Consider the following 22891-nt stretch of genomic DNA (forward strand, 5'->3'; position numbering starts at 1 on the left):
GAAGGGGCCGCGCCGAAGAGAACAAAGACGGACCCCGTACCCGCCCGTGCCCACGCACGGGCGGGCCGGGCCATTTCCGCCGCAGGGACGCAGCTCTACAAGGTGAGACCATGCAACAGCTCAACAAGAACAACCTGAGCCATGGGTTGAAATCGCGGCATGTGACCATGCTGTCCATCGCCGGCGTGATCGGCGCCGGCCTGTTCGTCGGCTCCGGCCGCGCCATCGCCGAGGCGGGGCCGGCGGCCATCCTCGCGTACATCCTGGCCGGCGCCCTGGTGGTGATCGTCATGCGCATGCTGGCCGAGATGGCCGTGGCGTCGCCCGACACCGGCTCCTTCTCCACCTACGCCGACCGCGCCATCGGCAAATGGGCCGGCTACACCATCGGCTGGCTGTACTGGTGGTTCTGGGTCCTGGTGATCCCGATCGAGGCGAACATCGCCGCCACCATCATCAACAGCTGGGTGCCGCAGCTGGACATCTGGGTGCTGTCCCTGGCCATCACCCTGCTGCTCACCGTGACCAACCTGTTCAGCGTGAAGAACTACGGCGAGTTCGAGTTCTGGCTGGCGCTGGTCAAGGTGATCGCCATCGTCGGCTTCATCATCCTCGGCGCCTGCGCCATCCTCGGCCTGCTGCCCAATACCGGGGTGAGCGGCGTCTCGCGGCTGTGGGACAACGGCGGCTTCATGCCCAACGGCTTCGGCGCGGTGCTCAGCGCCATGCTGATCACCATGTTCTCGTTCCTCGGGGCGGAGGTGGTGACCATCGCCGCGGCCGAGTCCGACGCGGCCGAGAAGCAGATCTCCAGGGCCACCAACTCGGTGATCTGGCGGATCACCCTGTTCTACATCCTGTCGATCTTCATCGTCGTCGCCCTGGTGCCCTGGACCGACCCGCGCCTGGCCGCCGACGGCTCCTACGTCACCGTGCTGGAAGTGCTGGGCGTGCCCAACGCCAAGGCGCTGATCGACGTGGTGGTGCTGACTTCGGTGACCAGTTGCCTGAACTCCTCGCTCTACACCGCCTCGCGCATGCTGTTCTCGCTGAGCAGCCGTGGTGACGCGCCGGCAGTCGCGCGGGTGACCAGCCGTGCCGGTACCCCGGTGGTGGCGGTGCTGCTGTCGACCGCCGCGGCCTTCGCCACGGTGATCGCCAACTACCTGGTTCCGGCCCAGGTGTTCGGCTTCCTCATGGCCAGCTCCGGCGCCATCGCCCTGCTGGTGTACCTGGTGATCGCCATCTCGCAACTGCGCATGCGCAAGCGCATGGATGCCGAGGGCAAGGCGCCGCAGTACCGCATGTGGCTGTTCCCGTGGCTGACCTGGGGCGTGATCCTGTTCATCGTCGGCGTACTGGTGCTGATGCTGCTGCGCCCGGACCACCGCGTCGAAGTGACCGCCACCGCGCTGCTCAGCGTACTGATCGTCTGCTCCGGCCTGCTGGTCACCCGCCGCCGTGCGCGTAGCGAGCAGGGCTCCACACGCCTGAGCGTGGCTGAGCGCTGATGGCTCTTCGTAGGAGCGAGCTTGCTCGCGAACGGCTCCTCGCTCCTACAGGTTTCCGTGAGGCACGTAGCTCAACCGTAGGAGCAACTGTCTTGCAGCCTGCGCCGAGATGCTCTTCGTAGGAGCGAGCTTGCTCGCGAACAAACGCGGTGCCATGCGGTTCGCGAGCAAGCTCGCTCCTACGAAAAGCGCTGCCAACCGGTGATGTTGTAGGGCCCTGCCCGCGATTTCGCGCGCAGGGCGCGCTCCTACATGGGCACGGAGTGGTGGGGCAGCGTAGGAGCGGACCTTGTCCGCGATAGCCAGCCATCCCGGCGCGATTCGCGGATGAGATCCGCTCCTACAGGTTGCCCGTATGCCGTGCCCTTGTAGGAGCGCGCCCTGCGCGCGAAATCGCGGGCAGGGCCCGCTCCTACAGGTATCTGTTAGTCCCAAATGAAAACGGGGCGCCCAAGGGCGCCCCGTTTTTCGTTTCGTCAGGCCAGCTTCAGCAGCACCATGCCCGCCACCAGCAGGCCCAGCCCGAGCCAGCCGCGCCATACCAGGCGCTGGCCGAACAGGGCCCAGCCCATGGCCACGGTGGCGAGAATGCCGAAGCCGCCCCACACCGCGTAGGCCACCGACAGCTCGATGTCCTTCACCGCCTGGGCCAGGGCCGAGAAGGCGCCCAGCACGCAGAGGATGGAGGTGACGCCGAGGGCGCGCCTGCGGAAGCCGTCGGAATACTTCAGCAGCAGGTTGGCGATCACCTCCAGCACTATCGCCAGGCCCAGCCAGGCGAACGGAATCCAGTTCAGGCTCAGCATGCGACGGCCTCCTCTGCGGACGGCTCGCGCTTGCTGCGGGTGCCGGACTTGACCAGCAGGATGCCGGCGATCATCACGGCCAGGCCCAGGACCTTCTCCGGGGCCAGTTGCTCGCCCAGCCAGGCGACGCTGACCAGGGTGATGAGGACGATGCCGATGCCCTCCCAGAGGGCGTAGGCCACGCCCACCGGCACGCGCTTGATGGCCAGCGACAGGAAGTAGTACGACAGGCCGACCATGGCGTACATCAGCAGGTGGCCGTACAGCGGGGCCAGGGTGGTGGTGAGTTTCATCGAGGTGGTGCCGACCACTTCGAAACCGATGGCGGCGAACAGATAGATCCAGGAACGCATGATCGAGCCCTCCCTTGGGCAAGCCGCCGCCCTCGCGAATGGACGCGGGGCCAGGCGGAAAAGTCGGAACGGGGAGGTGACGCTGGGCGAGCGGCGAGACGCGCGTGCGCATCGTCACCAAAGACGTGACTTCGGGGAGGGCGCTAGAGGTCGCCGGTCCAGTGGCGCTCGCGGGAGACCAGGCGGGAAGTGAAGCGGGTTTGGATCGTTGTGTTCAACATAATGAACACTATATTGCCTGAGTTTAGGATGATTGGCAAATCAATAGGCTCAGACAATGGGTTGATGGTGATCGATTCCCTTGTTTCTTGACGTGGGCCGTATGTGGGATAGCGGGTGTTCAAAGTGGCTGTGCAATATTTTGTTCATTCGCCCGGCGCCCTCGTTCCCGCCATCCCGCTGGGCAAAACCGCCAGAAAGGAGTAGCCTTCATTTGACGGTTAATTTTTCATCATTTGAGGAGGTCGCATGTTGGCCATCAAGACGGAAGATCGTCGTCGCAGCGACTCGCCGTCCCCGGTGTTCTGGCACCTGGTGCACGGCCATGCCAGCCTCACCGAGAGCCAGCGGCTGCAGCACATCCGCCACGGCTTGAGCTGGCGCTGGGTCGAATCGGTGCGGGACACCTTCCGCATCAGCGGCCCGGGCTTCGTCGAGCTGTTCAACATTTCCCTGTCCACCTACGAGCGCAAGAAGAAGGCGGACCAGGACCTGGACGCGGTGACCTCGGAACGCCTCGACCGCCTGGCCTCGGTGGCCGTGCTGGCCGAGCAGGTGTTCGAGGACAAGGACGCCGCGACCCAGTGGCTGGGGCGCCCCAACGACGCCCTCGGCGGCCAGACGCCGCTGAGCCTCTGCGATACCGAGATAGGCGCCAACCAGGTACGCCGCGTGCTGCACGCGCTGGAGTGGGGCGGGGTCGCCTGATGCGGGCCTGGCGAGTCGCGAAAGCGACGCGGGCCACCGACCTCTCCGGCCAGGGCGCGGCCATCCTCGGCGGGCGCTGGAACGATCGCGACCTGCCCGTGGTGTACCTGGGCCTGACGCCGGCCATCTGCTGCCTGGAAACCTTCGTGCACGCCAGCGGCCGGCCGACCTTCGCGCTGAAGATCACCGCCTTCCGGCTCCCGGAAGGCGACGACCTCTACCTCAGGCCCGACCCCCGCGAACTGCCCGATGGCTGGAACAGCCTGCCGGCGGACCGCCCGAGCATGGACTACGGAACCCGCTGGCTGCGGGCCGGCGAGCAACTCGGGCTGATAGTGCCCTCGGCCGTGCTGCCGCTGGAGTGGAACATCCTGCTCAACCCGCGGCACCCGGCGATCGCCCAGGTGAAGGTCGAGGACAGCTACGACTTCCTCTATGACGAGCGGATGTTCCAGGGGCGTGCCTGAGCCGATGGGGAAGGTGAGTCAGCCGTCGTAGTGGTAGCGGCATTGCACGATGAAGAGTTGGCCGTCTTCGAACAGATAGACCAGCCGGTGTTCGTGGGTTATGCGGCGGGACCAGAACCCGGTGAGGTTACCCTTCAGCGCTTCGGGCTTGCCGGTGCCGCTGAAGGGGGTACGCAGGCATTCGCCGATGAGCCGGTCCAGGGCTGCGGATATCTTCGGATCCTGGCCCTTCCAGTACTGGTAGTCGTCCCAGCCGTGATCGGTGAAAGCCACCGAAACCGTCTTGCGGGCGCCGGCCTTGTTACGTTTCTTCTGCGTTGTCACTGATGCTCAATTCCCTTGGCGCGCTCTTGCCGGCTCGCAACTGCTCGATGGATTCATGCAGCCGTTGTGCGTTGGCCGAGGACTGCAGCAGGTACATGGTCTCGCGCATGCCGTTGTAGTCCTCCAGCGAAAGCAGGACGACAGGTTCGCCTCTTTGCCGGGTGATGACAGTCGGCTCATGGTCGCGGCATACGTCATCCATGGCCTGTTTCAGGCTGGCTCGCGCTTGGCTGAATGTCAGAATTTGCATGGCGGGTACCTCCTGGCGAAGCCAGGGCTGATTGAATCTTCCGACGGGAAAAGAGTGCGGAGGGCGGGTCCGGTGCTGGACGAGATGATTGTACAGAACGTTGTACTTTGATCAAGCGCAGCCATTGGTGCCCGCCAGTCCCGCTGCGTGCTATGGCTGATCCACCAGCCCCGCCGCCAGCCGTCCAACCTCCGCCAGCACCGCATCGCGCTTTTCCGCCGAGGCTGGGCTGCCGGTGAGGTAGGCCGCCACCAGGATCGGCGCGCGGCCCGGCGGCCGGAGGATGGCCACGTCGTTGCTGGTGCCGCTCTCGCCGGTGCCGGTCTTGTCGCCGACCTTCCAGAGCGGCGGCAGGCCTGCGCGGATACGCTTGTCGCCGGTCTTGTTGGCCGCCAGCCAGGCATCCAGCTGGGCGCGCGAGGCGCTCTGCAGGACGTCGCCCAGCAGCAGGCGCTGCAGGGTGGCGACCATCGCCCGCGGGGTGCTGGTATCGCGTGGGTCGCCGGGGAGGGCTTCGTTGAGCGTGGGCTCGTTGCGGTCCAGGCGGCTGACCTCGTCGCCCGTGCTGCGCAGCCAGGCGGTCAGCCCGGCGGGGCCGCCCAGGCTGGCCAGCAGCAGGTTGGCGGCGCCGTTGTCGCTGAGGGTGATCGCCGCCTCGCAGAGTTCGGCGACGCTCAGGCCCGGCTTGCCGACGTGGCGTTCGCTGACCGGCGAGTAGGGCACCAGGTCGCCGCGGCCGTAGATGATGCGCCGCGCCAGCTGCTCCTCGCCACGGTCGACGCGGGCCAGCACGGCGGCGGCGAGCAGCAGCTTGAAGGTGCTGCACAGCGGGAAGCGCTCGTCCTCGCGCAGGCCGAAGCGGCGGCCGTCGCCGCTGTCGAGCACGGCCGCGCCCAGGCGCCCGCCGCTGTCACGTTCCAGTTGCTTCAGGCGCTCCACGGCCGGTACGGCGCCGGCCCGCGCGCCGCCGGGGAGCAGCCCGGCCAGTGGCGCCAGCAGCAGCGCACGGTTGATCTGTCTTCTGTTGAACATGCTGCCTCCTGGTCGAAGGGCGACTATCGGCCAGCCGGGCAGGGCGCGGCAAGCGGCCACGCCCATCGGTTTTTCCCGGCCGCCGCCGTAGCGCTTCTACCCTCAAGGGAGGCAGGCGCCGAAGGCAGATTCTTGCAACCTTTGCTCCGGGCCGTGGCTCGAACCCGATGACTGCCGTCGCAGCGGCGCCTTCTCCCCGGCGAAGGTCGACCGCCCGCGTGCCGAACCCGCCCACGGAAAAGGGGACCACCCCATGTCCAGCAAGGCCCCGTCGTTGCTCGACGCCTACCGCCAGGTGCGGCGGCGCAGCGAAGAACTGATCGCCCCCCTCAGCGCCGAGGACGCGGTCACCCAGTCGATGCCCGACGCCAGCCCGGCCAAGTGGCACATCGCGCATACCACCTGGTTCTTCGAGACTTTCCTGCTGCAGCCGCACCTGCCCGGCTACCAGTTGTTCGACGCCCACTTCGGCTACCTGTTCAACTCCTACTACGAGGCCCTGGGCGCGCGCCAGCCCCGGCCGCAGCGGGGGATGCTGACGCGCCCGCCGCTGCACCGGGTGCTCGACTACCGGCTGCACGTCGACGAGCACATGCACAAGCTGCTGGCCCGGGCGCCGGATGCCGGGCTGGAGGCCCTGGTGCGCCTGGGCCTGGCCCATGAGGAGCAGCACCAGGAACTGCTGCTGATGGACATTCTCCACCTGTTCAGCCTGTCGCCGCTGGCGCCGGCCTATGGCGGGGGGCATGCGCCCTCGGCCTGCGGGCCGCAGCGCTTCCTGGCGATCCAGGGCGGGCTGCTGGGCATCGGCCATGACGGCGAGGGCTTCGCCTTCGACAACGAGGCGCCGGCGCACCGCTGTTTCCTGGCGCCGTTCGAGATCGCCGAGTCCCTGGTGAGCAACGGCCAGTGGCTGGCATTCATCGAGGATGACGGCTATCGCCGCCCCGAGCTGTGGTTGTCCGACGGCTGGGCGAAAGTCCAGGAAGCGGGCTGGCAGGCCCCGCTGTACTGGCGCAGGCAGGGCGACGGCTGGCACGAATTCGGCCTGGCCGGCCTGCGCCCGCTGGACCTGCAGGCGCCAGTGCTGCACGTCAGCTACTACGAGGCCTGCGCCTACGCCAGCTGGGCCGGCGCGCGCCTGCCCACGGAAATGGAATGGGAGGTGGCCGCCCGCGACGGCCGCCTGCGCCAGCTCTACGACGCCGCCTGGCAGTGGACGCAGAGCGCCTATGCGCCTTACCCCGGCTTCCGCCCCGGCGCCGGCGCGGTGGGCGAGTACAACGGCAAGTTCATGGTCAGCCAGATGGTCCTGCGCGGCGGCGCCTGCATCACCCCGGCCGGGCACTCGCGGCCCAGCTACCGCAACTTCTTCCACCCGGAAAAGCGCTGGATGTTCGCCGGCCTGCGCCTGGCCCGCGACCTGCCGGAGCAGGCCGCGCTGGACCCGCGCGCCCGCGAGCTGGCCGAGGACCTGGAGGCGGGCTTCTCGCTGACGCCGCGGCAACTGTCGCCCAAGTACTTCTACGATGCCGCCGGCTCCGAGCTGTTCGAGGCCATCTGCCGCACCCGCGAGTACTACCCCACGCGCAGCGAGACCGCCCTGCTCAAGCGCATCGCCCCGGCCCTCGCCGAGCGCGTCCCGGCCGACTGCACCCTGGTGGAGTTCGGCAGCGGCGCCAGCGAGAAGACCTGCCTGCTGCTGGACGCGGCGCCGCGGATCGGCCGCTACGTGCCCATCGACATCAGCCCGGCGGCCCTGGACAAGGCCGCCGCCCGCCTGCAGCGCGACTACCCGGCGCTGCGCGTGGAGCCGCTGTGCGCCGACTTCACCCGCCTGGAAGCGCTGCCCCCGGCGCTGGCCGATGGCCCGCGGCTGGGTTTCTTCCCCGGCTCCACCATCGGCAACTTCGACCCGCAGCAGGCCCTGGCCTTCCTCCAGGGCGCCCACGAACTGCTGGGGCCGGGCGCCGGCTTCATCGTCGGGGTGGACCTGCGCAAGGACGTGGCCGTGCTGGAGGCCGCCTACAACGATGCCGAAGGCGTCACCGCGCGCTTCAACCTCAACCTGCTGAGGCGCATCAACCGCGAACTGGGCGCCGACTTCCAGCCCGACCGCTTCGACCACCTGGCCTTCTGGAACGCCGAGCACGGCCGCATCGAGATGCACCTGGTCAGCCGCGTCGAGCAGCGCGTGCGCATCGCCGGCATGGAGTACCTGTTCCGCGCCGGCGAACGCCTGCACACGGAGAACTCCTACAAATACGCCATCGACGACTTCCGCGAGCTGGCCGAGCGCGGCGGCTGGCTGGTGCGCGAGCAGTGGACCAGCCCCGAGCCGGCCTTCGCGGTGTTCCGCCTGCAGGCCTAGCGCTCCAGCCCCAGGCGCTGGTGCCAGTCGGCGATGGACTCCTCGGGGTAGCCGTCGAAGTACCGGTCGCGCGGGTGCTTCTCCACCTCCACCCAGGGGGCCCTGGAGTCCAGCAGCAGGTGGGTGTGTTCCGGCGGCACCGGCAAGGGGGTGTCGATGGCCGAGGCGAAGGGGTGGATCAGTTCCGGCCACTCCGGGCTGAACAGCCACAGGGCGCTGCCGCACTCGCCGCAGAAGTTGCGCTCGGCGGTACTGGTGCGGGTGCGTTGGCCCGGCTCGCGCAGCTTGGCGTGGTACACGCGCAGGTGCTTGCGCCCGCGCACCTTGAGGCTGGCGGCGGCGCCGCCCAGGTTGATGGCGTAGCCTCCGCCGCCCTGGGTCTTGCGGCAGATCGAGCAGTAGCAGCGCTGGTAGGGGTAGGGATGGGCGCTCTCCAGGCTGAAGGTCACGGCGCCGCAATGGCAGGAACCTTCCAGTCGCATGGCGAATCTCCTCTATACGGATCGGGACCCGGGCAAGGGTGGTCGATCGCCTCCCGCCGCGCCGGGCGCGACGACGGATGGTCAGGTTGCCCGGGATGTTATATGTTGATCGTAATTCAATGATGGCGAAGCCATCCTCATGCAGGTGAAGTCATGGCCGTACAACGCATAGTGGTAACCGGGACCGGGGTGGTCAGCCCCCTGGGGTGTGGCACCGAGACGGTCTGGCAGCGCCTGCTGCAGGGGCGCTCCGGCATCGTCCGGCTGGCCGACGAATTCGTCCGCGACCTGCCCTGCGCGGTGGGTGGCCGGGTACCGGGCATCGGCGAGGACGCCGAGGCCGGCTTCGACGCCGAGCGCGCCGCGCCAGCCAAGGAACAGAAGAAGATGCACCGCTTCATCCTCTTCGCCCTGGCCGCCGCCGAGCAGGCCCTGGCCCAGGCCGGCTGGGCGCCCCAGGATGAACGCGGGCAGACGCGCACCGCCACGCTGATCGGCTCCGGCATCGGCGGCTTCAGCGCCATCGCCGATGCCGTGCGCACCACCGACGAGCGCGGGCCGCGGCGCCTGTCGCCGTTCACCATCCCGTCGTTCCTGGTCAACCTGGCGGCCGGCCACGTGTCCATCCGCTACGGCTTCAAGGGGCCGATAGGCGCGCCGGTGACCGCCTGCGCCGCCAGCGTCCAGGCCATCGGCGACGCCGCGCGGCTGATCCGCGCCGGCGAGGCGGACATCGCCCTGTGCGGTGGCGCCGAGGCCTCCATCGACCGCGTCGCCCTGGGCGGCTTCGCCGCGGCGCGGGCGCTGTCCAGCGGCTTCAACGACCATCCGCAGCAGGCCTCGCGGCCCTTCGACCGCCAGCGCGACGGCTTCGTCATGGGCGAGGGCGCCGGGGTGCTGGTGATCGAATCGCTGGAACACGCCCTGGCCCGCGGCGCGCAGCCGCTGGCCGAGCTGGTCGGCTACGGCACCAGCGCCGACGCCTACCACCTGACCGCCGGCCCCGAGGACGGCAGCGGCGCGCGCCGGGCCATGCAACTGGCCATCGCCCAGGCCGGCATCGACCCGGCGTCGATCGGCCACCTCAATGCCCACGCCACCTCCACGCCGGTGGGCGACAAGGGCGAGCTGGCGGCCATCCGCGCGGTGTTCGGCGACACCGGCTCGGTGGCGGTGAGCGCCACCAAGTCCGCCACCGGCCACCTGCTGGGCGCGGCCGGCGGGCTGGAGGCGGTCTTCACCCTGCTGGCCCTGCGCGACCAGTTGGCCCCGGCGACCCTCAACCTGGAGGAACCGGACGAAGCCGCCGCCGGCATCGACCTGGTGCGGGGTGCGCCACGCGCGCTGCAGACGGACTATGCGCTGTCCAACGGTTTCGGCTTCGGCGGCGTCAACGCCAGCGTGCTGTTCAGGCGCTGGACCGGCGCCTGAGGCGAACGCGAGGCGCCCGGCGCTGTCGGATCGTCACTGAAACCCCTTATCATTCAGCGACATCCTCCAGGGCCGGAGCCTTCCGATGCTGTCTGCCGTAAGGCGCTACAAACTGCTGCTGTCCGAATCCCTGGCGCGGTACTTCCCGCGCACCACCGCCTACCTGCGCGAGCAGAACGAGGTCGCCCAGGCGCCGGCGTCGAAGAAGCCGCGCGCCACGGCGAGGAAGCAGGGCGGCGCCGAGGCCAAGCCCCGCGCGCCGCGCAAGCCCAAGGCCGCCGAGGGCGAGAAGGCCCCGGCGAAGCCTGCGGCGCAGGGCCCCGCCGGCATCTACCCGGCGCGCGCCCTGGCGGTGCGCCCGGAGCAGGTCGAGGCGATGCGCGAGCGGGTGCGCCAGGCGGTCAGCGCCGGCGTGATCAGCCCGCCGTCGGACGAGCAGTGGGCGATGATCCTCTGCCGCCAGCCGCTGGCGCGCATCTTCGCCGGCGCCGGCTCCGGCAAGTCCACCACCCTGGTGCTGCGCCTGGTGTTCATGCTCTGCCACCTTGGCATCGAGGCGGACAAGGTCACGGTGATCTCCTTCACCAACGCTTCCTGCGCGCAGCTGCGCGAACAGCTGGTGCGCGTCCTGGCCTTCTGGCAGTACCCCTTCGACATGGCCCGCGCCCGCGAATGCGTGCGCACCTTCCATTCGGCCATGGGCGTGCAGGCCCGCGAACTGCTGGGCAAGCAGCGCTGGTTCGAGCAACTGGAGGAGAAGAACCCCGACGAGCCGGACAACCCCCTCACCGGCGGCCGCCTGCGCCCGGCGCAGCAGCGCCTGCTGCTGGAGGCCTACGAGGAATGCTATGCGGTGAACGGCGCCTTCCGCGCCAAGGTGCACCGCCTGCTGGGGCTGGAGAAGCCCGAGGAAGTGCCGGGCCCGGCGCCGGTGCAGCCGTTCCGCCTGCCCGGCGAATTCGTCGAGGCGCCGCTGGTGGAGGTCTTCCACACCCAGGCCGGCTTCATGGAAAGCCTCGGCCTGCGCCCGCAGGACCTGAAGGTGGCCGAGCTGGACTGCTCGACCCGCGAGAAAATCTTCCTCGAGGCCCTGGCGATCTACTGGAGCTTCTTCCTGGCCCTGCTCAAGCGCCAGCGCCTGACCACCTTCAACGCCGCCTTCCAGCAGCTCACCCAGCGCTTTGCCGAAGGCGAGGCGAAGCTGGAAGCGGCCGAGCCGATGACGCACCTGCTGATCGACGAATTCCAGGACATCTCGCCGCAGATCGTCCTCTGGCTGCAGGCCCTGCACCGCTTCCTGGCGCGCAGCGGCAAGGCGCCGAGCCTGATGGCCATCGGCGACGACTGGCAGTCGATCTACGGCTGGCGCGGCAGCTCGCCGGAGCTGTTCATGGACTTCGACAGGCACTTCCCCAGCAAGGGCCGCAACCGCCAGAGCACGGTGCTGCTGCTGGAAACCAACTACCGCAGCATCGAGCCGGTGATCCGCGACGCCGAGGCGGTGCTGGCCGAGGTGAACTTCAAGCAGGCCAAGACCTGCCGCGCCTTCAAGCCGATGCAGCCGGGCGACCACGGCGTGCGCGTGGAAACCCGCTTCGACCTGGCCCGCGACCTGCCCAGGCTGGTGGCGGACATCCGCGCCCAGTGCGAGCACGTGGCCCAGCGCGGCAGCCGCGAAAGCACCGCGGTGATGCTGCTGAGCCGGCGCAACGAGCCGCTGCAGCAGATCCAGGCGCAGCTCGACGCCAAGCTGCCGGTGAAGGCCATGAGCATCCACCGCGCCAAGGGCCTGCAGGCGGAGGTGGCGATCATCGTCGACGACTGCGCGCCACCCGAGCGCCATCCGCTGCGCAACGTGCTGTATGCCCACAGCGGGTTCTTCCGCAACAGCTACGACCAGGCGATGCAGGACGAGAGCCTGCGCCTGGCCTACGTGGCAGTTACCCGCGGGGTAAGCCGGGTGTTCTGGTATTCGCGCAAGGCGCAGGGGGCGGCGGCGCTGTTGGCGAGGAGGGGTTGAAAGGCGCTTCGGCGCGAGTCTGGCCCATCGTGGGGAGGCCGCATGACCGTAGGGCGAATAACCGTTCGCGGTTATCCGCCGGTGCCTGGGCACGATGGCGGATAACGCCGTAGGCGTTATGCGCCCTACAAGGCTCGAGGGGGCGCCTGGCTCTTGTTGGCGAATGGCGTTACCCGGGGTAACAGTGCTTCGGGTTTACTCTGCTCCCTCTCCCTAACCCTCGGCTACGCGCCCCGCCCTGAAGGGAGAGGGGACCGTTGGGCAGGGTTGGATGCTCTGGAGTTAGCCGGCAACTCCAATGGTTTCCAGCTGAAACCATTCCCACTCTCGGTACGGACAAGCCCCCTCTCCCTTCAGGGAGAGGGGCTCTTGGGCTCTTCGCCCGACCCACCCGCAGCGGGCTCCTCCACCAACCCCTTCCCATCCCCCACCAGGCGCAGGCTCCGCGGCGCCACCAGGTTGATGCCTTCTTCGCGCAGCTTGCCGAAGATGCTGAACAACAGGTCGCTGCGGGCGGCCGATACGCCGCGGGGGCTGCTGACGCTGCCGCTGGCGGCCAGTGTCAGGCCCTGGTCGGTGAGCTGGGTGAAGCTCACCGAGGGCTTGGGCGTCTCGAGGATCGCCGGGTGCTCGGCGTAGGCCGCCAGCATCAGTTCACGGACCTTGTGCACGTCGGTGTCCAGCGGCAGCGTCAGGCTGATGCCGACGCTGCCCAGGGCGCCGCCCATGGTCACGTTGCGCACGTTCTGGGTGATCATCTGGGAGTTGGGCACTATCACCGTGGAATTGTCCGCCTGCTGGATTTCCGTGGCGCGCACGTTGATCCGGCGGATGTCGCCCTCCACGCCGCTCAGGCTGACCCAGTCGCCGACCTTCACCGGGCGCTCGGTGAGCAGGATCAGGCCGCTGATGAAGTTCTGCACGATGGCCTGCAGGCCGAAGCCGATGCCCACCGACAGGGCGCTGACCACCCAGGTCAGGCTGGTCAGGTTGATGCGCAGCGCCGACAGCGTCAGCAGCCCGAGCAGGACGAAGCCGAGGTAGCCCACCAGTGTCACCAGGGAGGCGCGCATGCCGGCGTCCATGCTGGTTTCCGGCAGCAGTTCCTCGGCCAGCCAGCGCTTGAGCAGGCGCAGGGCGAACAGCCCGCCGAGCAGGGTGAGCAGGGCCAGCAGGATGTCCTGCGGGACGATGTTGAGGTTGCCCAGGGCCTGGCCGCCCTGGGCCAGGCGCTCGACGCCGGCGAGCAGTTCGTCGGGGCTGCTGGCGGTGGGCGAGAGCACCACCATCAGCGTCATCAGCACCAGCAGGGTGCGGCCCACCCCGGCCAGCAGGGTGGCGGCCTGGGCCTGGTGTTGCGGCGCAAGGCCCAGGGCGCGGGCGAGGGTCTTGCCGGCGGCCTGGCGGGGCGACAGCAGGGTGTCGCAGAGGTCGCCGAAGAAGGCCGTGAGCAGGTAGCCGATCACCGCCACGGCGCTGACCCACAGCAGCTTGGTGGCGAGGAAGAAGGCCAGCGACAGGTAGCCGCTGAGCAGCGCCAGGACGATCAGCGCCACCACCAGCAGGGCGGCGAAGTGGATCACCCCGGCCAGTGCCGGGCGCGGGTGTTCCTCGTCCTCCTCGCCGCTGCGGCGCAGGCGCAGCAGGGCGATGCCGAAGAGCACGGCGATCAGCAGCGCGGTGAGCCCATTGACCGCCACGGTCAGCGCCAGGCTGGCGCCGATGTTGCTGTTGATGCGGTCCTGGGCGCCGAGCAGCATGACCACGATGGCCAGCAGGCCGGGGAAGTGCGCCACCGCCTGGGCGGCGTGGTCGGGGATCGGCAGCAGGCGCCAGGACGGCCGATCGACCATCAGCAGGGCACGGCCGAGGCCGGTGATGAAGGCGCTGAACACCGCCAGGGTGACCATCTGGTCGGCCAGCGCGGCCAGGCCGTTGTCGAGGCTGCCGTTCCAGCCCAGGCCCTGGCGGGCCAGCGCGGCGCCGCCGCCGAGGGCGACCACGCTGGCCAGGGTCGTGGCCAGGGCCAGGCTGCTGCGGCGCAGGCGGCCCTCGGGGATGAAGCGGCTGACCAGGTAGCCGGCGAACCTTTCCAGCAGCCGCCGGCCCGGCGTCCACAGCAGCACGGCGGCGACCAGGCAGACCAGCAGCGCCAGGCGCGCGTCGTGCCAGGTGGCGGCCAGGCTGGCGCTGAGCCGGTCGCCCAGGTTGCGCAGGCGCGCCAGGTCGTCGTCGGTGGGGCGCGTCAGGGTGGACCAGAAGGTCGGGCTGAAGGGCGGCGGCGAGCGCATGGCGATCTGCGAGTTGAACAGGCTGCGGCGCAGGTTGACGATCTGCGCCGCCAGGTCCTGGGCCGAGCGCAGGATGTCCGCCGCCTGGGTGGCCTGGGCCTGCAACTCGGCCTTCTGCCGGCTCAGCTCGACGCGCTGCACCGCCAGCGCGGCGGCCTCGCCCTCGGCCGGCGGGCCGAGCACGTTGAGCTGGTCGGAGAGGCGGTCCAGGCGCGCCTGCAGTTCTTCGCCGTGCTGGCCGGCCAGCTTCTGCACGTCCAGGGTGGCCAGGCGCAGGCGTGCCAGGTCGTCGTCGCCGACCTGGTCGGAGACGCCCTGGCGGATGCTTTCCAGGCGTTCGGCCAGGGCCGGCAGGCCGGCGTCCTCGGCCAGCACCGGCAGTTCGGCCGGCACCTGCGGGGCGGGCGCGGCCAGGGCCCAGCCGGCGCAGAACAGGCTGAGGATCAACAGGCAACGGAGTAGGATCTTGCGGTCCCCCGACATCTTTCCTTCCTTACGTTCAACAGGTGCACGCCGGCCGGCCGACAAGGCCGGCAGCCATTCTCCAGAGCATAGCGAGCCGATGGGAAATGGTAAGGGGCGCTATGGTAAAGGGCCATAAATGTTGGCCATATCTATCCCCTTTTGGCCGCTGCCACCGTTCAGCCGAGGCCGCCCGAATGGGCAGAATCCCCCCACCAAGAACAACAAAGCCGAGAGGTTTTATTCATGTTGACCGTCTACAGCGACGATCATCGCCTGCATTTCGGCCAGTCCGAACTGGTCGATGGCAAGCTCCAGCCCTGCTTCGAAATGCCCAGCCGCGCCGACACCGTGCTGGCCCGGGTGCAGTCGCAGAACCTCGGCGAGATCATCGCGCCGAAGGATTTCGGCCTGGATGCGATCCACCGCGTGCACGATCCGAAGTACGTCGCCTTCCTCAAGGGCGCCTGGGCCCGCTGGGCCGCCGAGGGCCACACCGGCGACCTGGTCTCCACCACCTTCCCGGGCCGCCGCCTGCGCCGCGACGGGCCCATCCCCACCGCGCTGATGGGCGAGCTGGGCCACTACAGCTTCGACACCGAGGCGCCGATCACCGCCGGCACCTGGCAGGCCATCTACAGTTCGGCGCAGGTCGCGCTGACCGCCCAGGACCACATGCGCCAGGGCGCGCGTACCGCCTTCGGCCTGTGCCGCCCGCCGGGCCACCACGCCGGCAGCGATTTCATGGGCGGCTACTGCTTCATCAACAACGCCTCCGTCGTCGCCCAGGCCTTCCTCGACCAGGGCGCCAGGCGCGTGGCCATCCTCGACGTCGACTACCACCACGGCAACGGCACCCAGGAGCTGTTCTACGATCGCGGCGACGTGCTCTTCGCCTCCATCCACGGCGACCCGCTGGTGGAGTACCCGTACTTCCTCGGCCACGCCGACGAGCGCGGCGAAGGGGCGGGCGAGGGCTTCAACCACAACTACCCGCTGGCCCACGGCACCGGCTGGGACGGCTGGTCCGCCGCCCTGGAGGATGCCTGCCGCAAGATCGCCGCCTACGCGCCGGACGCGGTGGTGGTATCCCTCGGCGTGGACACCTACAAGGACGACCCGATCTCCCAGTTCAAGCTGGACTCCCCGGACTACCTGCGCATGGGCGAACGCATCGCCGCCCTGGGCCTGCCGACGCTGTTCATCATGGAAGGCGGCTACGCGGTGGAAGCCATCGGGGTGAACGCGGTCAACGTCCTGCAGGGTTATGAGGGCGCCGCCCGCTAAGAACCTGTCTACGATCTGCTGCGCGTCGGCATAACTGCGTTAAAAACAGGCGAGTGATGCTCATTTAGCGGCCTAAACTCGAACGCGAGCCCGGTCCGTCCCTCGCCTGTTTTTGCCTTGTTCTGCTCTAGCTCGCGAGATCGTAAACAGGCTCTAAGGGCGCGCCATTTCGAGGAGCGAGTCATGCGCCAGAACAAGAAGATCATCCGCGGCCTGCTCGGCGTGGCATTGCTGGCTGCCGCCGGCGTGGCCAGCGCCGAGCCGGCGGTGCGCATCTACAACTGGTTCGACTACATCGGCCCGGACACCCTCAAGGGCTTCCAGAAGGACACGGGCATCGCGCCCAAGTACGACGTCTACGACAGCAACGAGGTGCTGGAGGCCAAGCTGCTCTCCGGGCATTCGGGCTACGACCTGGTGGTGCCCAGCGACAGCTTCCTGCCCAACTACCTCAAGGCCGGCGTGTTCCAGCCGCTGGACAAGAGCAAGCTGCCGAACTGGAAGAACCTCAACCCGGCACTGCTCAAGGTGCTGGAGAGCAAGGACCCGGGCAACCAGTACGCCATGCCCTACATGTGGGGCACCAACGGCATTGCCTACAACGTCGACAAGGTGAAGGCGGTGCTCGGCGACAACGCGCCGGTGGATTCCTGGGACCTGATCTTCAAGCCGGAGAACCTCGCCAAGCTCAAGCAGTGCGGCGTGGCCTTCCTCGACTCGCCCACCGAGGTGATCCCCGAGGCCCTGCACTACCTGGGGCTGTCGCCGAACAGCCACGACCCGGCGGACTACGCCAAGGCCGAGGCGTTGCTGAGCAGCCTGCGCCCGTACATCACCTACTTCAGCTCCTCGAAGTTCGTCACTGACCTGGCCAACGGCGACGTCTGCGTGGCCATGGCCTGGTCCGGCGGCGCCATGCAGGCGGCCAACCGCGCCAGGGAGGCGAAGAACGGCATCCACATCGAATACCGCATTCCCAGGGAGGGCACCGCGGCCTGGTTCGACGTGCTGGCCATTCCGAAGGACGCGCAGAACGTCGAGCAGGCCCACGCCTTCCTCAACTACCTGCTGCGCCCGGAGGTGGTGGCGCCGATCTCCGACTACGTGGCCTACGCCAACCCCAACCAGGCGGCGGACAAGCTGATCTCCGCCGACCTGCGCGACAACCCCAACGTCTACCCGCCGGCCGAGGTGCAGGCCAGGTTGTACTCGGTGGAGATGCTGCCGCCCAAGCTGGAGCGCATCCGCACCCGTACCTGGAGCAAGGTCAAGACCGGGCAGTGAGTTGACGCTGTGACGGCCGGCGGTGTCGGATTTGTGCTGGTACCGTTCGTCGCTTGGCTGGAATAATCGGCGGTACTACTTTCGAGTACCGCCGTTTTCCTTGCGAGTCGGTACCCGTTTCGCCATTGCCGAGCCTGCCATGAAACTGCCTGATCGCCGTTGCACCCTTCCTTCGTCCCGACAGCGGGGGTGCGCATGACGCCGCCGACGCGCAAGGGCGCCGACGCCTTCGCCCTGCAGGTGATGCTGGGGCTGTGCCTGATCTGGGGCATGCAGCAGGTGGCGGTGAAGTTCGCCGCCGGCGACATCGCCCCCATCATGCAGGCCTTCGGCCGCAACCTGGTGGCCGCGCTGCTGGTGGGTGCGCTGGTGCTCTGGCGCGGCGACTGGAGGGCCATGGGCCAGGGCACCCTGGCCGGCGGCGCGCTGGCCGGGCTGCTGTTCGCCGTGGAGTTCCTGTTCATCGCCCAGGGGCTGGTGTACACCAGCGCCTCGCACATGGCGGTGTTCATCTACACGGCGCCGATCTTCTCCGCCCTGGGCCTGCACTTCCTGCTGCCCAGCGAGCGCCTGCGGCCGCTGCAGTGGCTGGGCATCGCGGTGTGCTTCGGCGGCATCGCCCTGTGCTTCGGCGGCGGCTTCGACCTGCAGCACATGGACGCGCGCATGCTGCTGGGCGACTTCTTCGGCGTGCTGGCCGGGGCGGCGTGGGGCGCCACCACGGTGGTGGTGCGCACCACCCGCCTGTCGGAGGCGCCGGCCAGCCTCACGCTGTTCTACCAGCTGTTCGCCGCCGCGCTGCTGCTGCCCTTCCTCGCCCTGGCCCTGGGCGAGTTCGGCAACGTGCGCTTCACCGCGGTGGGCGTGGGCAGCGTGCTGTTCCAGGGCGTGGTGGTGTCCTTCTTCAGCTATTTCACCTGGTTCTGGCTGCTGCGCCGCTACCTGGCCTCGAACCTGGCGGTGTTCTCCTTCATGACGCCGGTGTTCGGCATCGCCTTCGGCGTGCTGCTGCTGCACGAGCCGCTGGCCTGGAACTTCGTCGCCGGCGCGGTGCTGGTGCTGGCGGGGATTTCCCTGGTCAGCGGCGAGGCGTGGATCCGCCGGACATTGCGCGGCAAGCGTGCCTGATCTTGATCCAGGTCAGCGGCCGGAGGCCGGCCGACGCGTAGTCTTTGTTGCAAGGAGTGAGTGGCACGGGCGGAGAGTGGGACGCCGGGCTACTCTACTCTGAGGGCGGCCCGGGTCAGTGGGCCGCCCGACCTCTTCCACCGCAAAGGAGGCATCCCATGAAATTCTGGCTGCAAACCCTGGCATGGAAACTGGGTGTAACGCTCGGCCTCATCGAGCCTCCGCGCCTGCAACCCATTCCCATTCCCAGCGACGAGCAAAGGCGTTACACGGAGCAACGCCGGCGCTGAGTGCTCCTGAAAGCTCCTGTTGCGACACAGCCTCTGCCCGCCTCGTGCGGGCAGATTGCATTCCGCACCCGGCGTTTCAGCCGTGGGCCGCGAACCATTCGTCGATGATCACGCGTAGGCGTTCCCCGGAGAAGCTCGGGAAATGCCCGCCGTGCACGGTGCGCACCGGCAACTGGCGCAGGCGCTCCAGGCTGCGGGCGTAGTCGTCCAGGTTGGAGTGGTAGGCATCCTCGATCAGCGGGCCGTCGTAGACGATGTCGCCGGAGAACAGCGTCTGCGTGCCGGCTTCCCACAGGCTGATGCCGCCCGGCGAATGGCCGGGGGTGTGCAGCACTTCCAGCACGCGGTCGCCCAGGTCCAGCACGTCGCCCTCGTCGATGGTGCGCGTGGCCGGCGCCGCCTTCACCCGGTACTCGGCGTAGCACAGCGGGCAGTCCGGGTGGGCCTCGAACATCTCGTCGCCGACGAAGGCCGTGGCCAGGGTGCGCTCGCCGTCGGGGCTGGCGAGGATGTCGGCCTCGGCCGGGTGGCACAGGCGCTCGGCGAACTCGTGGTGGCCGGCGATGTGGTCGAAATGGGTGTGGCTGGCCACCGCCAGCAGCGGCCGCTCGGTGAGCCAGGGCAACTGCTCGCGCAGGCTGACCAGGCCGGAACCGCTGTCCACCAGCAGGTCGCGCTCGCGGCCCTGGATGTGCCACATGTTGCAGCGGTAGAAGGGGCGCACCCAGGGTTCGTGGATGAGGCTGACGCCGTCGTAGCAGTGGCGGACTTCGAACCAGCGGTCGCGGGTGACGATTTTCATGGGCGGGGCCTGTTCCGGGGCGTTGATCTTGGCGTAGGAGCGGACCTTGTCCGCGACAGCCGGGTGTCACGGCGCGATTCGCGGACAAGGTCCTCCTACAGGGTGGCATAGCTGCGGCGCTGATGTAGGGCGAATAACCGTTCGCGGTTATCCGCCGCTGGCCGTGCTACCGGGATGTCCGGCGTGCCCGGTGCATCCAGTCGCGGACTCTGTCCGCGATCATGGCGGATAACGCCGTAGGCGTTATGCGCCCTACGGGTCAGGGCGCGAACGGCGCCGCCTCCATCACTTCCACGATCAGCGGGCGGTCGCTCGGGGCATTGCGCAGCAGTTCCTGCAGGTGCGCGTAATCCCGCGCCCGCTCGGCCTCGCAGCCAAAGCCGCGGGCGATGGCGAGGAAGTCCGGGGTGTAGATGTCCACACCCAGCGGGGTGATGTCGCGGCGTTCCATGTAGCGCTTGATCTCGCCGTAGCCGTGGTTGTTCCACAGCAGCACCACCATGCCCACCTTGGCTTCCACGGCGCTGGCCAGTTCGGTCAGGGTGAACTGCAGGCCGCCGTCGCCCATCAGGCTGATCACCGGGCGGCTCGGGTCGCCCAGTTTGGCGCCGATGGCCGCCGGCAGGCCGTAGCCTAGGGTGCCGTAGCCGGTGGAGGCGTTGAACCAGCGGCGGCCGCCGTCCAGTTCCACCAGGTGGTTGCCGCTGTACACGGTCTGGGTGGAGTCGCCGACGAAGCGGGCGTCCGGCAGCGCTTCGAGGATCTTGCCGAACAGCGTGCGGTAGTGCGCCCAGCCGCCGAAGTCCTCGGCCAGTTGCGCACGTACCTTGGCCGCGCGCAGGGCGCCGGGGCTGTCCGGGCTGGCCTCGCGGGCCGGCAGCAGCTCCAGCAGGGCGCGCATGGCGGTGCGGGCGTCGGCGTGGATGGCGATGCTCGGCGTGTAGTTGCGCATCAGCTGCTGCGGGTCGATGTCGATGCGGATCAGCTCGCCGCCGATGCGGAAGTTGCCGTCGAACACCACGTCGTAGTCGGTCTCGCCCAGTTCGGTACCGATGGCCAGGACCACGTCGGCCTCTTGCGCGAGTTCACGCACCGGCACCAGCGACTGGTTGCTGCCGATCAGCAGCGGGTGTTCCGGCTGCAGCAGGCCCTTGGCGTTGATGGTCAGCGCGGTGGGGGCGTCCAGCGCGGTGGCCAGGGCGCGGGCCTCGGCCTGGGCCTCGACGCAGCCGCCGCCGAGCAGCAGCAGCGGCTTCTGCGCCTTGGCCAGCTTGGCCGCCGCCTCGTGCAGCGGCGAGCGCGCCGGGGCCGGGCGGGCCAGTTGCACCCGCGGGCACACCTGCATGTGCTCGGCCGGGGCGGTGATGATGTCCAGCGGCAGCTCGATGTGCACCGGGCGCGGGCGTTCGCTGTCGAACACGGCGAAGGCGCGGGCCAGCACCGCCGGCAGTTCCTCGACGCTCATCAGGGTGTGGCTGAAGGCGCTCACCCCGGCGGTCATGGCGCGCTGGTTGGGCAGCTCGTGCAGGTAGCCGTTGCCGTGGGCCAGGCGCGAGCGCTCGTTGACGCTGGAAATCACCAGCATGGGGATGGAGTCGGCGTAGGCCTGGCCCATAGCGGTGAGGATGTTGGTCATGCCCGGGCCGGTGATGATGAAGCACACGCCCGGCTTGCCGGTGACGCGGGCGTAGCCGTCGGCCATGAAGCCGGCGCCCTGCTCGTGGCGCGGGGTGACGTGGCGGATGGCGCTGCCCGGCAGGCCGCGGTACAGCTCGACGGTGTGCACGCCGGGGATGCCGAAGACGGTATCCACGCCCCAGGCTTCGAGTTGCTTGACGAGGAATTCGCCGCAGGTGGTCATGGCAGTTCCTTTTGTTCGTGGGTGAGGAAGTGGGGAAAACGAAGAGGGCGCGGAGATCGACTCGCCGCGCCCTTGTTCATCGCACCGTGCGCGTCAGGCGACGCTGGCGGCCGCCGCCGGGCGGCGCGACAGCAGGCTGACCACGACGAAGCTCACCAGGCCGACGGCCAGGCTGTAGTAGATCGGGGTGTTGGCGTCGAAGCCGTCCTTGAGCATGAACACCAGGGCGGTGATGAAGCCCAGGCTCATGCTGCTGATGGCGCCGGCGGTAGTGGCGCGCTTCCAGTAGATGGCGCCGATCAGCGGGATCAGCATGCCGCCCACCAGCAGGTTGTAGGCCAGGGTCAGGGCGCTGATCACGTCGTTCACCACCAGGGCGATGGCCAGCACCACCAGGCCGGTGAGGGCGGTGAACAGGCGGTTGATGCCAAGGCTGGAGGTCTTGCCGCCACGCAGTTTCGGCAGCAGGTCCTCGGTCAGGGTGGTGGAGGCGGCCAGCAGGCCGGCGCTGGCGGTGGACATCATCGCGGCCAGGGCTGCGGCGATCACCAGGCCGCGGATGCCGTCCGGCAGCGAGGCCTGGACGATGGCGGCGAAGGCGTTGTTGACGTTGTCCAGGTTGGGCAGCAGGACCTTGGCGCACATGCCGATCAGCGCGCCGACCAGGCCGTAGATCACGCAGTACACGCCGGCGGCGGTGCCGGCGTACTTGGCCACGCCCTCGCTGCGCGCGGTGAACACGCGCTGCCAGATGTCCTGGCCGATGAGGATGCCGAAGAAGTAGATCAGGAAGTAGGTGATGATGGTGTCGTAGCCGATGGTGTGGAAGCTGAAGGCGCTGGCCGGCAGCTTGGCCACCAGCTCGTCCCAGCCGCCCACGCGGTACAGGCAGATCGGCAGCAGCAGGAACATCAGGCCGACGGTCTTGATGATGAACTGGACGATGTCGGTGAGGGTCAGCGACCACATGCCGCCGATGGTCGAGTAGACCACCACCACGCCGCCGCCGAGCAGGATCGAGACCCAGAACGGCAGGCCGAACAGCACCTGCATCACGGTGCCGATGGCCAGGGTGGAGACGGTGCCGATCATCAGCGCGTAGGCGAACATGATCACCGCGCTGGCCTGGCGCGCCATGGGGTTGTAGCGGCGCTCCAGGACCTGGGTGACGGTGAAGATGCGCAGCTTCAGCAGCGGCTTGGCCAGGAACAGGTTCAGCGCGATGATGCCGGCGCCCAGCGCGGCGCACAGCCAGAAGCCGGAGATGCCGTGGACGTAGCCCAGGCGCACGGTGCCGACGGTGGAGGCGCCGCCGAGCACGGTGGCGGCCATGGTGCCCATGTAGAACGACGGGCCAAGGTTGCGTCCTGCTACCAGAAAGTCCTCGTGGGTCTTCGCCCGGCGCATGCCGTACCAGCCCAGTACCAGCATGCCGGCGGCATATATCAGAACGACGATTATATCCAAGGCCATGATCGGCTCCTCACACTCGAATTGTCATTGTTGCCGGCC

The 22891-nt window shown here is 68.7% G+C and carries 20 protein-coding genes; 10 read left to right on the forward strand and 10 right to left on the reverse strand.

Going from position 1 to position 22891, the window contains the following annotated elements; translation table 11 throughout:
- The first annotated feature begins 110 nt into the window (after positions 1-110).
- A complete protein-coding gene (gene gabP / locus PKO50_RS06840; protein WP_275629196.1) occupies positions 111-1511 on the forward strand; it encodes a GABA permease in 1401 nt (466 codons plus the stop codon).
- Positions 1512-1987: 476 nt separating this feature from the next.
- Here gabP and mdtI read toward each other — a convergent pair whose 3' ends face one another.
- Together mdtI and PKO50_RS06850 are read right to left on the reverse strand one after the other, a co-directional pair.
- A complete protein-coding gene (gene mdtI / locus PKO50_RS06845; protein WP_275629197.1) occupies positions 1988-2317 on the reverse strand; it encodes a multidrug/spermidine efflux SMR transporter subunit MdtI in 330 nt (109 codons plus the stop codon).
- Positions 2311-2670, reverse strand: a complete 360-nt coding sequence (locus tag PKO50_RS06850) for an SMR family transporter (protein ID WP_275629198.1) — start codon at positions 2668-2670, stop codon at positions 2311-2313. The genes mdtI and PKO50_RS06850 overlap by 7 nt, the downstream gene beginning before the upstream one ends.
- A gap of 468 nt (positions 2671-3138) precedes the next feature.
- Between PKO50_RS06850 and PKO50_RS06855 the strand changes: the two genes are divergently transcribed.
- Both PKO50_RS06855 and PKO50_RS06860 read left to right on the forward strand, forming a co-directional pair.
- The gene (locus PKO50_RS06855; RefSeq protein WP_275629199.1) at positions 3139-3597 is read left to right on the forward strand and encodes an antitoxin Xre/MbcA/ParS toxin-binding domain-containing protein; all 459 of its coding nucleotides are present in this window, start codon (positions 3139-3141) and stop codon (positions 3595-3597) included.
- Positions 3597-4064, forward strand: a complete 468-nt coding sequence (locus tag PKO50_RS06860; protein ID WP_275629200.1) for an RES family NAD+ phosphorylase — start codon at positions 3597-3599, stop codon at positions 4062-4064. Before PKO50_RS06855 ends, PKO50_RS06860 begins: the two co-directional genes overlap by 1 nt.
- 18 nt (positions 4065-4082) lie before the next feature.
- Here the strand turns inward: PKO50_RS06860 and PKO50_RS06865 are convergent, their stop codons facing one another.
- From PKO50_RS06865 to bla, 3 genes are all read right to left on the reverse strand, one after another.
- Complete coding sequence (locus PKO50_RS06865; RefSeq protein WP_244160949.1) at positions 4083-4388, reverse strand: Txe/YoeB family addiction module toxin; 306 nt, start codon at positions 4386-4388, stop codon at positions 4083-4085.
- Positions 4366-4638, reverse strand: a complete 273-nt coding sequence (locus PKO50_RS06870) for a type II toxin-antitoxin system prevent-host-death family antitoxin (protein ID WP_109936131.1) — start codon at positions 4636-4638, stop codon at positions 4366-4368. Before PKO50_RS06870 ends, PKO50_RS06865 begins: the two co-directional genes overlap by 23 nt.
- Positions 4639-4788: 150 nt before the next feature.
- Positions 4789-5670, reverse strand: coding sequence for a class A beta-lactamase (gene bla / locus PKO50_RS06875; protein WP_275629201.1), 882 nt, complete (start codon positions 5668-5670; stop codon positions 4789-4791).
- A gap of 253 nt (positions 5671-5923) precedes the next feature.
- Between bla and egtB the strand changes: the two genes are divergently transcribed.
- A complete protein-coding gene (egtB, locus tag PKO50_RS06880; protein ID WP_275629202.1) occupies positions 5924-8041 on the forward strand; it encodes an ergothioneine biosynthesis protein EgtB in 2118 nt (705 codons plus the stop codon).
- Here egtB and PKO50_RS06885 read toward each other — a convergent pair.
- Positions 8038-8523 carry a GFA family protein gene (locus PKO50_RS06885; protein ID WP_089393613.1) on the reverse strand — a complete coding sequence of 162 codons (486 nt, stop codon included), beginning with the start codon at positions 8521-8523 and terminating at the stop codon, positions 8038-8040. The two genes, egtB and PKO50_RS06885, sit on opposite strands and share 4 nt — an antisense overlap.
- 153 nt (positions 8524-8676) lie before the next feature.
- Between PKO50_RS06885 and fabF the strand changes: the two genes are divergently transcribed.
- The gene (gene fabF / locus PKO50_RS06890) at positions 8677-9954 is read left to right on the forward strand and encodes a beta-ketoacyl-ACP synthase II (protein WP_109936128.1); all 1278 of its coding nucleotides are present in this window, start codon (positions 8677-8679) and stop codon (positions 9952-9954) included.
- Positions 9955-10039: 85 nt separating this feature from the next.
- On the forward strand, positions 10040-11974 hold the full coding sequence (locus tag PKO50_RS06895; RefSeq protein WP_275629203.1) for a UvrD-helicase domain-containing protein: 1935 nt from the start codon (positions 10040-10042) through the stop codon (positions 11972-11974).
- Positions 11975-12327: 353 nt separating this feature from the next.
- Here PKO50_RS06895 and PKO50_RS06900 read toward each other — a convergent pair whose 3' ends face one another.
- Positions 12328-14748, reverse strand: coding sequence for a DUF3772 domain-containing protein (locus PKO50_RS06900; RefSeq protein WP_275629204.1), 2421 nt, complete (start codon positions 14746-14748; stop codon positions 12328-12330).
- Positions 14749-14973: 225 nt separating this feature from the next.
- On the opposite strand from PKO50_RS06900, the gene PKO50_RS06905 reads away from it, so the two are divergent.
- The 4 genes from PKO50_RS06905 (at position 14974) to PKO50_RS06920 (ending at position 18716) form a co-directional block, all read left to right on the forward strand.
- Positions 14974-16014: a histone deacetylase family protein gene (locus tag PKO50_RS06905; protein WP_089393609.1), complete on the forward strand. Its 1041-nt coding sequence runs from the start codon at positions 14974-14976 to the stop codon at positions 16012-16014.
- Between the two features lie 183 nt (positions 16015-16197).
- The gene (locus tag PKO50_RS06910) at positions 16198-17298 is read left to right on the forward strand and encodes an extracellular solute-binding protein (protein ID WP_109936125.1); all 1101 of its coding nucleotides are present in this window, start codon (positions 16198-16200) and stop codon (positions 17296-17298) included.
- A gap of 195 nt (positions 17299-17493) precedes the next feature.
- Positions 17494-18426: a DMT family transporter gene (locus PKO50_RS06915; RefSeq protein WP_275629205.1), complete on the forward strand. Its 933-nt coding sequence runs from the start codon at positions 17494-17496 to the stop codon at positions 18424-18426.
- A 158-nt stretch (positions 18427-18584) separates the two neighbouring features.
- Entirely contained in the window at positions 18585-18716 is a 132-nt protein-coding gene (locus tag PKO50_RS06920; protein ID WP_256595960.1) for a PA1414 family protein, read from the forward strand.
- 76 nt (positions 18717-18792) lie between these two features.
- On the opposite strand, the gene PKO50_RS06925 is transcribed toward PKO50_RS06920, so the two are convergent.
- The 3 genes from PKO50_RS06925 to PKO50_RS06935 form a co-directional block, all read right to left on the reverse strand.
- On the reverse strand, positions 18793-19518 hold the full coding sequence (locus PKO50_RS06925; protein ID WP_109936123.1) for an MBL fold metallo-hydrolase: 726 nt from the start codon (positions 19516-19518) through the stop codon (positions 18793-18795).
- A gap of 259 nt (positions 19519-19777) precedes the next feature.
- Entirely contained in the window at positions 19778-21379 is a 1602-nt protein-coding gene (locus PKO50_RS06930) for a 5-guanidino-2-oxopentanoate decarboxylase (protein ID WP_275629206.1), read from the reverse strand.
- Between the two features lie 93 nt (positions 21380-21472).
- Positions 21473-22852: a sodium:solute symporter gene (locus PKO50_RS06935; protein ID WP_275629207.1), complete on the reverse strand. Its 1380-nt coding sequence runs from the start codon at positions 22850-22852 to the stop codon at positions 21473-21475.
- Positions 22853-22891: the final 39 nt, after the last annotated feature.

The sequence above is a fragment of the Pseudomonas sp. 273 genome (assembly GCF_029201425.1).
GTDB lineage: Bacteria > Pseudomonadota > Gammaproteobacteria > Pseudomonadales > Pseudomonadaceae > Pseudomonas > Pseudomonas delhiensis.